Origin of the sequence: Paracoccus angustae (assembly GCF_042648745.1) — a bacterium.
Classification (GTDB): Bacteria; Pseudomonadota; Alphaproteobacteria; order Rhodobacterales; family Rhodobacteraceae; genus Paracoccus; species Paracoccus angustae.
The window spans coordinates 150,123-163,922 of the sequence record NZ_JBHRXY010000004.1; the positions used below are offsets into that span (position 1 = coordinate 150,123).

Here is a 13,800-nt window from a genome sequence, read left to right on the forward strand (position 1 = left end):
CCGGTCACTGGTTTTCTTGCGGGTTGCCCGGGATCTTGCCGGTCTTGGCCGGGTTCATCACGTCGAACTCCTCGGGGGAATGGGGAACGCCTTCGTGGTCGCCCTGGCCATGCTGGCGGGGGGGATCGGTTGCGGGGTTGGGCTGCTTGGGTGTTTCGCGGGTCATGGGGGTTCCTCCTGCCGGAACAACCCGCGAGGGGGGCGCGCGTTCCCGTGCCCGGGCGGGGGGGCCTGCCGAAAAATTCCGCCGACGATTGCGCATACCGGGTTTTTCCCCGCGCCGTTCCCGGGCAGGATCACGCCAGTCGAGGGAAAGGATAGGTCCAGGATGCGCAACGGAGGACAGCTTTTGGTCGAAAGCCTGGTGGCGCTTGGCGCGACCAAGGCGTTCGGGGTGCCGGGCGAAAGCTATCTGGCGGTGCTGGACGCGCTGCATGACACGCAGGGCAAGCTGGACTTCGTGCTGTGCCGCAACGAAGGCGGCGCGGGCTTCATGGCGGCGGCCTGGGGCAAGCTCATGGGCCAGCCCGGCATCTGCATGGTGACGCGGGGACCGGGTGTCACCAACGCATCCATCGGGGTGCATACGGCCATGCAGGACAGCGCGCCGATGATCCTGTTCGTGGGCCAGGTCGGGACCGACATGAAGGGCCGCGAGGCGTTCCAGGAAATCGACTACCGCGCCGTTTTCGGCACCATGGCGAAATGGGCGGTCGAGATCGACCGGGTGGACCGCATCCCCGAAATCCTCGCCCGCGCCTGGACCACCGCCACCACCGGCCGCCCCGGCCCCGTGGTGATCGCCCTGCCCGAGGACATGCTGACCAGCCTGACCGACGCCGCGCCCCTGTCCGGCCCGGCGCGCGTGGCCGAGCCGGCGCCCTCGCCCGACGCGGTGGCCGAGGCCGAGGCGATGCTGTCGGGCGCCGCCCGCCCGCTGATCCTGATCGGCGGATGCAACTGGTCGGACGCAGGGACACAGGCGCTGCAATCCTTTGCCGAGGCGAGCGACATCCCCGTGATCGCGGCCTTCCGCTATCAGGACCGGTTCGACAACTTCTCGGCCGTTTATGCCGGAGAGGCGGGCGTGGGGATGCCCGCCCATGTCAAGGCGCTGATCCGGGACGCCGACGTGATCCTGGCCGTCAACGTCCGCTTTGGCGAGATGACGACCGACGGCTACACGCTTCTGTCGGTGCCGGTGCCCGAGCAAAAGCTGATCCACGTCCATGCCTCGGACCGAGAGATCGGCAAGATCTACCAGCCGGTGCTGGGCATCCAGGCCGGACCCAACGCCTTTGCCGCCGCCCTGTCGCCGGTCAGGGGCGGATGGGCCGCATGGCGTGCGGAGGCCCGCGCGGCGTGGGAAGCGGGCTTCGCCGCGCCCGTGCAGCCGTCGCCCGTGGACATGGCGGTCGCCACCGCGCATCTGCGCGAGGTCTTGCCCCCCGACGCGATCCTGACCAACGGCGCGGGCAACTTCACCGTCTGGCCGAACAAGTTCTTCAAGTTCGGCCCCCGGGCGCGGCTGCTGGCGCCGCAGTCGGGCGCGATGGGATACGGCCTGCCCGCCGCCATTGCCGCCAAGGTGGCCCATCCCGGCCGCACGGTGGTCTGTTTCGCGGGCGACGGCGATTTCCAGATGACCTGCCAGGAGCTTGCCACATCCGTCCAGGCGGGGGCGCAGCCGATCGTCCTGCTGCTGAACAACGGCATCTACGGCACGATCCGCGCCCACCAGGAACGCCATTATCCCGCGCGCGTGTCGGGCACGACCATGGTCAACCCCGACTTCGTGGCGCTGGCCCGCGCCTATGGCTATCACGCCGAACGGGTCGAGGCGACCGAGGATTTCCCGGCCGCCTTCGCCCGCGCGCTGGCATCGGGAAGCGGCGCGCTGCTGGATCTGGCCATCTCGCCCGAGGCGCTGACCCCGCGCCAGACCCTGACCCAGATGCGCGACGCCGCGCTTGCCGCACAGGAAAAGGCATGACCCCGCACCGGCTTGGAACCGATCCCGGACGGTGGAATTCATAAGAACGAGCCGGGCAGATCCCCTGACCGAAGCGACGATCAGAGGTGTTCCATGTCCGACCCCGTTCCCCCTTGCGTCGAGGCGCTGGCCTTTCTGCGTGGCCTCGGCCCCGAGGACCGGATCCTGCACGTGACGCGCGACGAACGAAGCGGGCAAGCCCTGACGGCCTTTCTGCGCGGGGCGCTGCCGGACCGGCGGGTGCTGTTCTTTCCGCCCTGGGATTGCCTGCCCTTCGACGGCGCCTCGCCCACGCCCGACGCCATGGGCCGCCGCATGGCCGTGCTGCACAAGCTGCGGGATCCGCAGCCGGGCGACATCCTGGTGACGCCGCTGGCCGCGCTGATGCAGCGCCTGCCTCCGCGCCAGGCCCCGCGCAGCTTTCCCGTCCGGCTGGGCCAACCGCTGGACGTGGACGCGCTGGAGGCCTTTGCCCGCGAGGCGGGCTATGCCGCCGACGACCGCGTGGACGAACCGGGCGAGATCGCCATCCGCGGCGGCACCGTCGAGGTGTTCGCGGGCGGGGACGCGCTGCCCTGCCGGATCGAGATGTCCGACGGGGTGGTGACGGCGCTGCGCTGCTTCGACCCGGCCACCCAGCGGTCCACCGGCGAGATCGCGTTGCTCGAGATCGTCCCTGTCACCGAACTGCCCCCCGCCGGAGAGGCCTGGGACCGGGGGGCCGAACACCGGCTGCCCAAGGCTTGGGACGGCCTGACGATCCTGCCCGACCACATGGCGGACGCGCGCATCACCGCGCTGCCCGCGACGCTGGAGTCCGCCCCCCGCCGCCTTGCCCGGCTGGAGGAAGCGCGCGCCGAGGCCGAGGCCGACGGCGCCTATCCGCTGCCGGCGGACGCCTTGTATCTCGGGGCGGGGGAGTGGGCGGGTCTTGCCTCGCGCATCGGTCCGCTGACCGTGCCTGACTGGAGTCCGGTTCCGGCCTTTGCCGCCGCCGCCCGGCCGCGCGCCCGGCTGGCCGAGTTCCTGGCCAGCGATGCCGTGGCGGGACGCCCGGTCGTCTTCGTGGCGGGGTCCGAGGCGGAACGGGCGCGCATCGCGCGCATGGTGGGGCAGGCCGGCGGGCAGCCGCCCGAACGGGCGGCCGACTGGGCCGGATGCCAGGGCCATGACCGCGCGGTGCTGGTGGCCGATCTGGGTCATGGGGCCGCGACCGATGACCGGGTCATCGTCACCGCGCAGGATCTGCTGGGCAGCCGGGCCGCGTCCCGGGACAGCCGCCATGCCCCGGCGCAGCCCGGCCTGCCCTTCGCGGGCTTCGAGGCGGGCGACATCGTGGTGCACGAGGATCACGGGCTGGCCCGCCTTGACGGGCTGGAGGCGCTGGATCCCGCAAGCCCGGGCCCCGAGGCGATCCGCCTGACCTTCGCACAGGATCAGCGGCTGATGGTTCCCACCCATGACGCGGGCCGCATCTGGCGCTATGGCACGACGGAGGCGGGCGTGACGTTGGACCGTCCGGGCGGCACGGCCTGGCGGAAGCGCCGCGCGGCGACCGCCGACGCGCTGGCCGGGCTGGCCGATCACCTGGTGGCGCTGGCCCGCGCGCGGGACGCGGCGACCGCGCCCAAGCTGGTCCCGCCCGCCCGCGACTACGAACGCTTCGTGTCGCGCTTTCCCTTTCAGCCGACGCCCGACCAGGATCAGGCGGTGCGCGCGGTTCTGGCCGACATGGCCTCGGGCAGGCCGATGGACCGGCTGGTGATCGGCGATGTGGGCTTTGGCAAGACCGAGATCGCTCTTCGCGCCGCCGCCGCCGCCGCGCTCAGCGGCTGCCAGGTGGCCGTCTGCGCCCCGACCACCGTTCTTGCGCGGCAGCATTACGAAACGTTCCGCCGCCGCTTCGCCCCCCTGGGGATCACGGTCGGGCACCTGTCGCGGCTGGTCACGGGCAAGCCCACCGCCGCCGTCCGGGCGGGCCTTGCCGACGGGTCCATCCGCATCGCCGTGGGCACCCATGCCCTGCTGGGCAAGGGCGTCGGCTTCGACGGCCTGGGCCTGCTGGTCATCGACGAGGAACAGCGTTTCGGCGCCGCCCAGAAGCGGAAGCTGCGGGAACTGGGCCAGGGCCTGCATGTCCTGTCGATGAGCGCCACGCCCATCCCCCGCACCTTGCAGGCCGCGCTGGTGGGGTTGCAGGATCTCAGCTATCTCACGTCGCCCCCCGCCCGCCGCCGCGCCATCCGCACCCTGATCGCCGAAGCGGACGACGCGACCCTGCGCCGGGCGCTCTTGCGCGAAAAACGGCGCGGAGGGCAGAGCTTCGTGGTCGTTCCCCGGGTCGAGGACATCGCGCCGGTGGCCGAACGCCTGGCGCGCCTGCTTCCCGACCTGCGCCTGCGGATCGCCCATGGCGATCTTCCCGCGCGAGAGATCGACGCGACCATGGTGGATTTCGCCCGGGGCGAAGGCGACGTGCTGCTGGCGACCGCCATCATCGAAAGCGGCCTGGACGTGGCACGCGCCAACACCATGGTGATCCTGCGCCCGGCGCTGTTCGGGCTTGCCCAGCTTCACCAGCTTCGCGGCCGGGTTGGGCGCGGGGCCGCGCAGGCCTATTGCCACCTGCTGACCGCCCCGGGCGAGGCGCTGGCCGCCGACGCGCAAAAGCGTCTTGGTACCTTGCAGGCCATGGACAGGCTGGGGGCCGGAATGGCCATCAGCGCCGCCGATCTGGACCGGCGCGGCGCGGGCGACCTGCTGGGCGACAGGCAGGCTGGCCATGTCCAGCGCGTCGGACTTGGCCTTTACCAAGAGATGCTGGCATCCGCCCTGCGCCGCGCCAAGGGCGAAGCGGACGCCCCGCCCCCGCCGCAGATCCCCGGCGAGCCGGGTCACATCCCCGCCGATTACATCCCTGAACCAGAAACCCGCATCGACCTGTATCACCGCATCGCGCGGGCCGCGAGCCTGGACGACGTGGCGCGCCTGACGGACGAGATCGCGGACCGCTTCGGCCCTCCGCCCCCGCCGGTCGAGACGCTGTTGCGCGCGGCCCAGCTGCGCGCGCTGGCCGGACGGCTGGGCGTGGCGGCCCTGAGGCTTGGTCCCGAGGGGGTGGCGCTGGATTTCCGGGACGGCGTGCGCGCCGGCGACTTTGCCGCGCAACTGTCCGGCCTGGACGGGCTGTCCTGCCAGGACATGCGCCTGACGCTGCGCCATCCCGGCCCCGAGGATCGGCTGGACGTGGCAAACGACCTGCTGGAACGGATGGCCTGACGCCGCCGCCGCATCCCCATGCGCGATGTCCGGCCGCAGGCGATGTCGGAGGCGGACAGCCCAGGATCGCCGGACCAGGCGTGGCGGCCCCGGCCTCCTCGGCGCTGCCGCGGCATTCGGGCCGAAGGTCGCGCAGAACCGGCTGACGCCCGACGGCGCCGCGCGGATGCAGGGTGACGGGTTCGCGCCCGGAACCTGGCCGCACGCGGTGCGGACCCCCTTGCGACCGGCAGCGCCCACGGCTTGTCCCTTGCCGGTCCGGGAAGCAATGGCGCGGGGGCGGGACTTGCTCTGGCCGGGTTCGGGATGGGGATCGGGCTTTCTTCAGCCCGCCGCCCGCGGCTGATCCAGGAAAAAGCGCAGCATCGCGGCGCTGGCATCGGGGCCTTGCGGGTCGGCGTGGGATCCGCCGGGCTTGCCGCCCGACCAGGCATGGCCCAACCCTTCGATCCGCCAGTGCTCCAGAAGAACGCGGCCATCCGGCAGGGTGGTGATCTCGCGGGTGAAGCGCCGCGCGCCCGCCGTGCCGGTCTTGCGGTCCAGCATCGTCTGGACGGGTCCGGCGGCCAGCGTGGCCGCGGCGATGCGGTCGCCGTTCAGGGGATGCACGGTGCGGTCGGCGCTGCCGTGAAAGACGATGGTGGGGGTGGGCGCGGCCTTGCCGGGCGCCAGAGGTTCGGCGCCCTGACCGTTCATCGCCGCAAAGGCGGACGGCACGTCGCGGGCCGCTCCGAAGGGCAGGCCGGAATGGGCGCCCACGGCGGCGAAGACATCGGGATGGGTCTGGCCCAGGATCACCGCCATGGCCGCGCCGGCCGACAGGCCCGCCACGAAGATCCGGTCGCGCGGCACATCGTGGCGGCCCGCCAGGTCCGCAGCCATCCGCGCCAGGATCTCTGGCTCGCCCCGGCCGCGGCGCTGGTCGCCGGCGCTGAACCAGTTCCAGCAGGACTGGGCGTTCTCGCCGCGCGACTGGTGGGGATACAGGACAACAAGCCGGTGTTCCTCCGCCAGCGCGTTCATTCCCGTGCCGCGCGCGAAATCGGCCGGATCCTGCGTGCAGCCGTGCAGCATGACCACCATGCCCCGGATGCCCCCCTCCGCCGAGGCCGGGACATAGGCCAGATAGTCCCGGCTGCCCGCCGCGCAGGAAAAGCGGCCGGTTCCGGCGCTTGCGCCCGGCGGGACGGGATCCGCCGCCGGGGCGGCAAAGGGCGGCTGAAAGCCCGCCTGCTGCCCGGGAAGGCTCAGCCCGTGCCGGGCGAGGGTGCGCTGCACAAGATCGTTCGAATCCTGAAGCCGAAGCTTGCCGATCGCCTGGCGCAGCGCGCCGACGTTGAAGGTCTTCATCATCGTGTCCCTTTCAGGGCTATAGAATGCGGTCGGCCAGCGCCTTCTTCAGATCGGGACCGGCTTGCAGCGCGCCCAGGACCGAGATCGAGCCGATCGTGGCCCGCGCCAGTTCCGGGGTCACGTCGGCGTCGAAGCGCGCAAGGCCCACGACCCTGACATGCAGCACCTCGCCCGCCTGACGCGCGGCCTCCAGTTCGGCCCGCGTGAAGTCCCGCAGGCCCATGTCCATCATGTGACGCTGAACCGATCGGGACAGCACGTCGCGGTGGCTGTCCAGCTGGTTGCGGATTGCCGTGCGGATGAAGTCGCTGCGGTTGGAATAGAACCCTTCCTGAACCAGCAGGTCGATGCGGCCCAGATCGACATAGCCGAGGTTGATGGTGACCTTTTCGCTGTCGGGAACCCTGTCGCGCAGGGGACGTATCTCTGCCATGAGCATTTCTCCATCCGTATGGATGGTATATGGATGGCAAAATGCTGCCGTCAAGGTATCGGCCACCGTTTTCCCGCACATCCTGCCAATCTGCACGATCTGCACAAACAACTTGCTTCATATTTAAACATTTCATACCCTAAATATTGAGACATGTCGCCTTTTGCGGCAGAGCCCTGGTCCGGTTCCGGCCAGACGCCCTGCCAGACTGCCACCGATGGTCCCGCCCCGCCGTTCGCGGCGGCGGGCCGGCAAACGACATCCTCGCCCAGCACGCATAGAATTCTGGCGGGGGAACCATCCAACAGGAGTTTCCGACGTGTTCATGACCCTTGACGACGCCCCGGCCCGAGAGATCTCGGCGCGCAAAAGCTATGTCGTCGTTTTCCTGTGCTGGCTTGCGATCTTTGCCGAAGGATACGACGTGGGCGTGCTTGGCGCGGTCCTGCCTGCCTTGTCCAACGATCCGCAATGGCGGCTGACGCCGCTGCAATTGGGCGCCATGGGCAGCTACACCGTGTTCGGCATGCTGATCGGCGGCATCCTGGCCGGGATGCTGAGCGAAACCTATGGCCGCAAGCCGCTGTTCATCCTGTGCCTGGTCCTGTTCGCGTCCTGCATGATCCTCAGCGCGCTGGCGCCGACGCCCGCGGTTTTCGGCTTCAGCCGCTTTGTCGCCGGACTGGGGCTTGGCGGCATCATCCCCTGCGCGGCGGCCCTGACCACCGAGTTTTCACCCAAGTCCCGCAAAAGCTTCAACTATGGTCTGATGTATTCCGGTTATTCCATCGGCATCCTGACCGCGGCCCTGGTCAGCCGGGCCCATCTGGAGGACCATGGCTGGCGGATGATGATGCTGATCGGGGCGGCGCCCCTGGCGCTGGTGCCGGTGATGATGGCGCTGTTGCCGGAATCGCTGGAGTGGCTGGTGTCGCGCGGCCGGACGGCACGGGCCGAAAGCCTGGCCCGCCGGTGGAACATGGCCGTCCCCACCCCCGCCGCGCGCCGGCAGGGGCTGCGCTGGCGCGAGGTTCTGGGCCGCATCTTCGCCCGGGAACGCGCCCGCGAGACCGCCTGCTTCTGGAGCGCGCTGTTCATGGGCCTGATGCTTGTCTATGGCCTGGGGCAATGGCTGCCGCAGATCATGCGCAAAAGCGGCTATGACCTGGGCAACAGCCTTCTGTTCCTGGCGGTGTTCAGCCTCAGCTCGGCCATCGGCGGCATCTTCCTGGGCAAGCTGGCGGACCGGTTCGGGGTGCGCTTCACCGTCGCGGCATCGTATCTGCTGGGGGCCGTGGGGATCTTCGCGCTGTCCTTCCAGAACTCGCTGGTGGTGAACCATGTCTTCGTGGCGCTGGCGGGCTTTGGAACCGTGGCAGCCTCGCTGATCCTGACGGGCTTTCTGGCCCAGCGGCTGTCGCCCGAGGTGCGCGCGGCGGGAACGGGATGGGCGCTGAGCTTTTCGCGGCTCGGCGCGCTGAGCGGCCCGCTGCTGGGCGGCGCGCTGGCCAGCACGGCGCTGCCCGTGGCCGCGAATTTCCATGTCTTCGCCGGGGTGGCCGTGCTGGCCGCCGTCGCCACCGCCCTGATTCCGCCGGAAAGGGCCTGACGGACGGGGCGGGGGAAGGGGGGCCGCAAAGGCGTCCCCTCGTCAGGCAGGTTCGGTTTCCAGATGCCGGGCAAGGCCCGCGCGCAGATCGTCGGTCCAGGGCGCGGAACGCCCGGTGTTGAAATCGAAATGCACCAGCGTGCCGGTTGCGGTGAAGCGGGGGTCGGGACCGGTGCAGGCCAGGCGGTAATTCACGGAACTGGTGCCGATGCGGGTGATCGCCAGCGCGAAGTCCAGTCTGTCCTCCAGCCGGGAAGGGGCGTGGAAATCCACGGCGATGCGCGCCGTGGGCACGCCGATCCGGCGCATCACATGCATGCGGTGGAAGCCATGGGCAAGCTCGTCGGCGAAGAACCGCTCGACCACCGAGGAGACCATTTCGAAATAGCGGGGATAGAAGACGATCCCCGCCGGATCGCAATGCTGGAACTCCACGATGCGGGTCTGGCGAAAGGTCATGAGAGGCTTCCTTGTTGCAGCGCAGGCGTTGCCCGTGGCAGGGCCAGGCGCGTCTGCCACGCGCGGCGATCCCCCGCAATGGGCAGTGGCTCGGGCGGGCGGGCCGTCGAAACGCCCCGGGCGTCCCGTCCGGGACGCCGGGCCACGGCCCGAGACAGGGCCGGACAGCGCCGCCGCGATCCTCACCGGCTGGTTTTGCCCGGCGACGGTCCGGCCAATGAAGTCACAGGCAAGTCGGCGGCTGACGGAAGCTGCCCGGCCATGCCCGTCGGCGTATCCGTCAGCCTGTCCGCGATGATGCCAGGCTTGCGCCCGCGAACATCGGACCGCCGCGCCAGCGCGGAAAGCCGTAGCCGTGGATTTCCACCAGGTCGATGTCTGACGCCCGCGCCGCGATGCCTTCGTCCAGGATCGCCTGCCCCTCGGCGGCCATTTCGCCTATCAGATGGCGAGCGATGCTGTCGCGGTCCATCCTGGCGCTGCCGGTGATCCGGTCCGCCAGCAGATCGGCCACGGCGGCGGAAGGCTGCGGCCTGCGCTCGCCAGGGGCATAGTCATACCAGCCGCCGCCGGTCTTCTGCCCCTTGCGGCCCGCGCGCACCAGGATGTCGCCCAGCGTTTCCGGCACCGTCCGGCCTGCGGCCCGCGCCCCTTCGCGTTGCAGGAAGGCAATGTCGAGCCCGCCCAGATCCTGCGCCTCGAACGGTCCCATGGCGAAGCCATAGCCGCGCATGGCCGCGTCGATGTCGGCAATGGCGATGCCCTGGCAGACCAGGGCCTCGGCGCTTGCGCGATAGCGTTTGAGGATGCGGTTGCCGATAAAGCCTTCGCAGATGCCGGACTGCACGGGGATCTTGTTCAGCAGGCGGGCAAGGGCGAAGCCGGTCGCCAGCGTGCGGTCCGAGGTTTCGGGGACCGGCACGATCTCCAGCAGGCGCATCACGTTGGCGGGGCTAAAGAAATGCAGCCCGATGAAGCGGTCGGGGTGCGGCAGGCCGTTTGCGATAAGGCGGGGGTCCAGATAGGACGTGTTCGTCGCCAGCACCGCATCGGGACGGCAGGCCCGGGCCAGTCGGTCGAAAACCGCGCGCTTGACGGCGATGTCCTCGAACACGGCCTCGATCACCAGATCGGCGTCGGCCAGCGCGGCATGGTCGGTGGTCGCGGTGACGCCCGCCATCCGGTCGCGGGCCTGCGCATCCGACAGCTTGCCGCGCTTGACGGCGTTCTCGAAGATGCCGCGCAGGGTGGCTGTGCCGCGCGCAAGGGCCTGGCCGTCGCGTTCGATCAAGGTGACGGGGATTCCCGCGTCGCGCAAAGCCGCCGCGATCCCCGCGCCCATGGTGCCGCCGCCGACCACGCCAGCGCGGCGCAGGGGCAGGGGGTCCACGTCGCGCAAATGCGCGGGCCGGGGCGCGGCGCGTTCGGCAAAGAAGACATGGCGCAGCGCCGCCGCCTGGTCCGAGCCGCGCAGGTCCAGAAAGGTCTGGCGCTCGAAGGCCATGGCCTCGGCAAAGGGCGCCTCGGCCGCCTTGCGCAGGCAGCCAAGCGCGCGCAGCGGCGCGTCGGCGCCTTTGGCGGCTTTCGCGACGGCCTGGCTGCGGCTGTCCCAGAAAGCGGCATCCGGGGCGGCGACCGGGCGGGCCGAAACCGGCGGCGGCAGGTCGCAGGTCAGGGCGTCGCGGGCGAAGGCCACCGCGTTCGCTTGCAGGTCAGAGGCGAAAACCGCGTCGATCAGGCCCAGCGACAGCGCCTTCGCGGCGCGCACGGGCTTGCCCGACGTGACCAGATCGACCGCCGCCTCGATCCCCGCCAGCCGAGGGGTGCGCACCGTGCCGGACGCGCCGGGCACGATGCCGAGCGTCACCTCGGGCAGGCCGACCGAGGCGCTGTCCAGCGCCACGCGGAAGCGGCAGCCCATCGCGACCTCGAACCCCCCGCCCAGGGCAGAGCCGTGGATGGCGGCGGTCCAGGGCTTTTCCGCGCCCTCGATCCGGTCCACCAGGTCGGGCAGGTGCGGCTCGAGCGGGGGCTTGCCGAATTCGGTCACGTCGGCCCCGGCGATAAAGGTGCGTCCCGCGCAGATCAGCACAACGGCACGGACGGAGGGGTCTGCGTCAAGCGTTGCCGCCGCATCCCACAGCCCCTGCCGCAAGGCCTGCGACAAGGCGTTGACTGGCGGATTGTCCACGGTGACGATGGCGATGTCTCCATCGCGGCTGATGCTGACAACGGACATTCTAGATCCCCAGATAGGCTTCGCGGATGCGCGGGTCGGCGATCAGTTCTTCCGCCGCGCCCGACATCGTGATGCGGCCGGTTTCCATGACATAGCCCCGGTCCGCGATCTTCAGCGCGCCGAAGGCGTTCTGTTCGACCAGCAGAACCGTCACGCCAAGCGCCTTCAGCCCGCCGATCACGTCGAAGATCTGCTGCACTATGATCGGGGCAAGGCCCATCGACGGCTCGTCCAGCAGAAGGCAGGACGGTCGCCCCATCAGCGCGCGGGCCATGGCCAGCATCTGCTGCTGCCCGCCAGACAGCCCGCCCGCTGGCAGATTGCGTTTTTCGCGCAGGATCGGGAACATCGCGAAGGCGTCCGCCATGTCCTTGTCCACCCGTTCGTCCGTGAACAGATACGCGCCAAGCCGGAGGTTCTCCTCGACCGTCAGGTTGGTGAAGATCTGCCGGCCTTCGGGCGATTGGGTCAGCCCGCGCGCGGGGCGGCGATGGGCGGGAACGCCGGTCAGCGTCTCGCCCCGGAAGGTGATCGTGCCGCCCGACACCGGCTGGATGCCCGACAGGCATTTCAGCAGCGTTGTCTTGCCCGCGCCGTTGGCGCCGACCACGGTGACGATCTCTCCGCCATGCACGGTCAGGTCGATGCCGTGCAAGACCTCGATCCGGCCATAGCGCGCGCGCAGCCCTTCAACCGTCAGCATGGGCGGCCCCCGTTTCTGCATCCGTTCCCAGATAGGCGGCGATCACCGCCGGGTCGCGGCTGACGGCGGCGGGATCGCCTTCGGCGATCTTCTCGCCGTGGTCCAGCACGACGATGTGGTTGGAAATGCGCATGACCATCTTCATGTCGTGTTCGACCAGCAGGATCGCCACGCCCGAACGGGCGACCTCGGCGATCAGGTGGTCGATCTCCTCGGTCTCGACGGCGTTGCAGCCCGCGGCGGGTTCGTCCAGCAGCAGGATCCTGGGCGACAGGGCCAGGGCGCGGGCGATTTCCAGCCGTTTCAACGCGCCATAGGACAGGTTCCCGGCCTCGCGCTCGGCCGCGCGGTCCAGGCCGACGCGGGCCAGCAGATCGCGCGCGCCCGACGACGCCGCGGCCGCGCGGCGGCGCGACGAGGGCAGGCCGAACAGGTCCGCCAGCACCGGCCCGCGTTCCGCAAGGTGATAGCCCGCGATGGCGTTTTCCAGAACGGTCATGGACTGGAAGATTTGCAGATTCTGGAAGGTCCGCGACATGCCGCGCCGGGCCAGCAGGTGCGGGGCCATGCCGGTCACGTCCTCGCCCCCCAGGATCACGCGGCCGCGGCCAGGCTGATAAACGCCGGAAATCATGTTGAACAGCGTGGTCTTGCCCGCGCCATTGGGGCCGATGACCGAGGTGATCTCGCCCGGCTGCACGGTGAAGCTGACATCGTTCACGGCCTTGAGGCCGCCGAAGCTGATGCCCAGGCCCTCGACTGACAAAAGCGCGGTCATTCGTCCTTCCCCCGGACCTTGCGCAGGATCGACGGCAGCAATCCCTGCGGCAGGAAGATCATCACCAGCATCATCACCAGGCCCAGCACGAGCTGTTCGTATTCGGCGAAGACCGTCAGCACCTGCGGCAGCAGCGTCAGGACCGCCGCCCCGAAGATCGCGCCCAGAGCGGATCCCACGCCGCCCAGAACGGCCATCGTCACCATCTCGATCGAGTGCAGGAAGCCCGCCACGTCCGGCGTGATGAACTTGTTCTGAAGCGCCAGCAGCGACCCCGACACGGACGCGTAAACCGCCGAGATCACGAACGCCTGCAATTTCAGCCGCGCCACATCGACGCCCACGGTGCGCGCCGCGACCTCGGATCCGTGCAGCGCGCGAAGGGCGCGGCCGGTGGGGCTGTTGTAAAGGTTCAGGGCCAGCCAGGCGGCGCCGATCAGGACGATCCCCGAAAGCCAGTACCAGAACTGGCCGTTGGTCAGGTCCAGGCCGGCATTCTCCAGCAGCCCGCGCAGGCCAAGCTCGGGAACCTCCATGCCGTCGGGACCGCCGGTCAGCTGGCGTTCGTTGTTCAGGACCATCGACACCAGGATGCCGAAGCCCAGGGTGGCGACGCCCAGATAGTATCCCTTCAGCCGCAGGATCGGGCGGCCCACCAGGAACGCCAGCAGGGCAGAGATCGCCGCCCCCAGCACCAGGGCCAGCGCCGGGTGCAGGCCCAGATGCACCGGGGCAAGCGCGCAGGCATAGGCGCCGATCCCGGCGAAACCGGCATGGCCCAGGCTGATCTGGCCCGCATAGCCGGTCAGGATCACGATGCCGGTCACCGCGATGGCGTTGACAAAGATCAGCGCGCCGACCCGGTAATAGTAACCCGAGGGGAACAGCGCCGGCGACAGCGCGACCAGAACAACCAGAACCAGCAGCGTGGCGGATTTGGAGGTCAGCTTCATG

Annotated in this window: 11 protein-coding genes; 3 read left to right on the plus strand and 8 right to left on the minus strand. The window is 69.9% G+C overall.

The annotated features are described in order from the left end of the window. Positions 1-4 precede the first annotated feature (4 nt). Complete coding sequence (locus tag ACFOM8_RS07800) at positions 5-166, minus strand: hypothetical protein (RefSeq protein ID WP_377760894.1); 162 nt, start codon at positions 164-166, stop codon at positions 5-7. A 162-nt stretch (positions 167-328) separates the two neighbouring features. Between ACFOM8_RS07800 and ACFOM8_RS07805 the strand changes: the two genes are divergently transcribed. Together ACFOM8_RS07805 and ACFOM8_RS07810 are read left to right on the plus strand one after the other, a co-directional pair. Continuing rightward, on the plus strand, positions 329-1,993 hold the full coding sequence (locus ACFOM8_RS07805) for a thiamine pyrophosphate-binding protein (RefSeq protein ID WP_377760895.1): 1,665 nt from the start codon (positions 329-331) through the stop codon (positions 1,991-1,993). 93 nt (positions 1,994-2,086) lie between these two features. Beyond that, the gene (locus ACFOM8_RS07810; protein ID WP_377760897.1) at positions 2,087-5,272 is read left to right on the plus strand and encodes a DEAD/DEAH box helicase; all 3,186 of its coding nucleotides are present in this window, start codon (positions 2,087-2,089) and stop codon (positions 5,270-5,272) included. A 324-nt stretch (positions 5,273-5,596) separates the two neighbouring features. Here ACFOM8_RS07810 and ACFOM8_RS07815 read toward each other — a convergent pair whose 3' ends face one another. Further along, positions 5,597-6,622, minus strand: coding sequence for an extracellular catalytic domain type 1 short-chain-length polyhydroxyalkanoate depolymerase (locus ACFOM8_RS07815; protein ID WP_377760899.1), 1,026 nt, complete (start codon positions 6,620-6,622; stop codon positions 5,597-5,599). 19 nt (positions 6,623-6,641) lie between these two features. Further along, positions 6,642-7,058, minus strand: a complete 417-nt coding sequence (locus tag ACFOM8_RS07820; RefSeq protein ID WP_377760901.1) for a CopG family transcriptional regulator — start codon at positions 7,056-7,058, stop codon at positions 6,642-6,644. Between the two features lie 325 nt (positions 7,059-7,383). Here ACFOM8_RS07820 and ACFOM8_RS07825 point away from each other — a divergent pair, with 325 nt between their 5' ends. Continuing rightward, positions 7,384-8,667: an MFS transporter gene (locus ACFOM8_RS07825; protein ID WP_377761008.1), complete on the plus strand. Its 1,284-nt coding sequence runs from the start codon at positions 7,384-7,386 to the stop codon at positions 8,665-8,667. A gap of 42 nt (positions 8,668-8,709) precedes the next feature. On the opposite strand, the gene ACFOM8_RS07830 is transcribed toward ACFOM8_RS07825, so the two are convergent. The 5 genes from ACFOM8_RS07830 to ACFOM8_RS07850 all read right to left on the minus strand — a co-directional run bounded on the left by ACFOM8_RS07830 (position 8,710) and on the right by ACFOM8_RS07850 (position 13,799). Further along, positions 8,710-9,126: an acyl-CoA thioesterase gene (locus ACFOM8_RS07830; protein ID WP_377760903.1), complete on the minus strand. Its 417-nt coding sequence runs from the start codon at positions 9,124-9,126 to the stop codon at positions 8,710-8,712. A gap of 280 nt (positions 9,127-9,406) precedes the next feature. After that, positions 9,407-11,365 carry a 3-hydroxyacyl-CoA dehydrogenase NAD-binding domain-containing protein gene (locus ACFOM8_RS07835; protein WP_377760905.1) on the minus strand — a complete coding sequence of 653 codons (1,959 nt, stop codon included), beginning with the start codon at positions 11,363-11,365 and terminating at the stop codon, positions 9,407-9,409. Between the two features lies 1 nt (position 11,366). Next, positions 11,367-12,068, minus strand: a complete 702-nt coding sequence (locus tag ACFOM8_RS07840) for an ABC transporter ATP-binding protein (protein ID WP_377760907.1) — start codon at positions 12,066-12,068, stop codon at positions 11,367-11,369. Further along, positions 12,055-12,846, minus strand: a complete 792-nt coding sequence (locus ACFOM8_RS07845) for an ABC transporter ATP-binding protein (protein WP_377760909.1) — start codon at positions 12,844-12,846, stop codon at positions 12,055-12,057. Before ACFOM8_RS07845 ends, ACFOM8_RS07840 begins: the two co-directional genes overlap by 14 nt. After that, positions 12,843-13,799: a branched-chain amino acid ABC transporter permease gene (locus tag ACFOM8_RS07850; RefSeq protein WP_377760911.1), complete on the minus strand. Its 957-nt coding sequence runs from the start codon at positions 13,797-13,799 to the stop codon at positions 12,843-12,845. The genes ACFOM8_RS07845 and ACFOM8_RS07850 overlap by 4 nt, the downstream gene beginning before the upstream one ends. Position 13,800: the final 1 nt, after the last annotated feature.

Bases quoted from the DNA above. Each gene is read 5' to 3' on its own strand.
- ACFOM8_RS07820 (WP_377760901.1), bottom strand. From the start codon at position 7,058: ATGGCAGAGATACGTCCCCTGCGCGACAGGGTTCCCGACAGCGAAAAG.
- ACFOM8_RS07840 (WP_377760907.1), bottom strand. From the start codon at position 12,068: ATGCTGACGGTTGAAGGGCTGCGCGCGCGCTATGGCCGGATCGAGGTC.
- ACFOM8_RS07850 (WP_377760911.1), bottom strand. From the start codon at position 13,799: ATGAAGCTGACCTCCAAATCCGCCACGCTGCTGGTTCTGGTTGTTCTG.
- ACFOM8_RS07805 (WP_377760895.1), top strand. From the start codon at position 329: ATGCGCAACGGAGGACAGCTTTTGGTCGAAAGCCTGGTGGCGCTTGGC.
- ACFOM8_RS07845 (WP_377760909.1), bottom strand. From the start codon at position 12,846: ATGACCGCGCTTTTGTCAGTCGAGGGCCTGGGCATCAGCTTCGGCGGC.
- ACFOM8_RS07815 (WP_377760899.1), bottom strand. From the start codon at position 6,622: ATGAAGACCTTCAACGTCGGCGCGCTGCGCCAGGCGATCGGCAAGCTT.
- ACFOM8_RS07825 (WP_377761008.1), top strand. From the start codon at position 7,384: ATGACCCTTGACGACGCCCCGGCCCGAGAGATCTCGGCGCGCAAAAGC.
- ACFOM8_RS07810 (WP_377760897.1), top strand. From the start codon at position 2,087: ATGTCCGACCCCGTTCCCCCTTGCGTCGAGGCGCTGGCCTTTCTGCGT.
- ACFOM8_RS07835 (WP_377760905.1), bottom strand. From the start codon at position 11,365: ATGTCCGTTGTCAGCATCAGCCGCGATGGAGACATCGCCATCGTCACC.
- ACFOM8_RS07830 (WP_377760903.1), bottom strand. From the start codon at position 9,126: ATGACCTTTCGCCAGACCCGCATCGTGGAGTTCCAGCATTGCGATCCG.
- ACFOM8_RS07800 (WP_377760894.1), bottom strand. From the start codon at position 166: ATGACCCGCGAAACACCCAAGCAGCCCAACCCCGCAACCGATCCCCCC.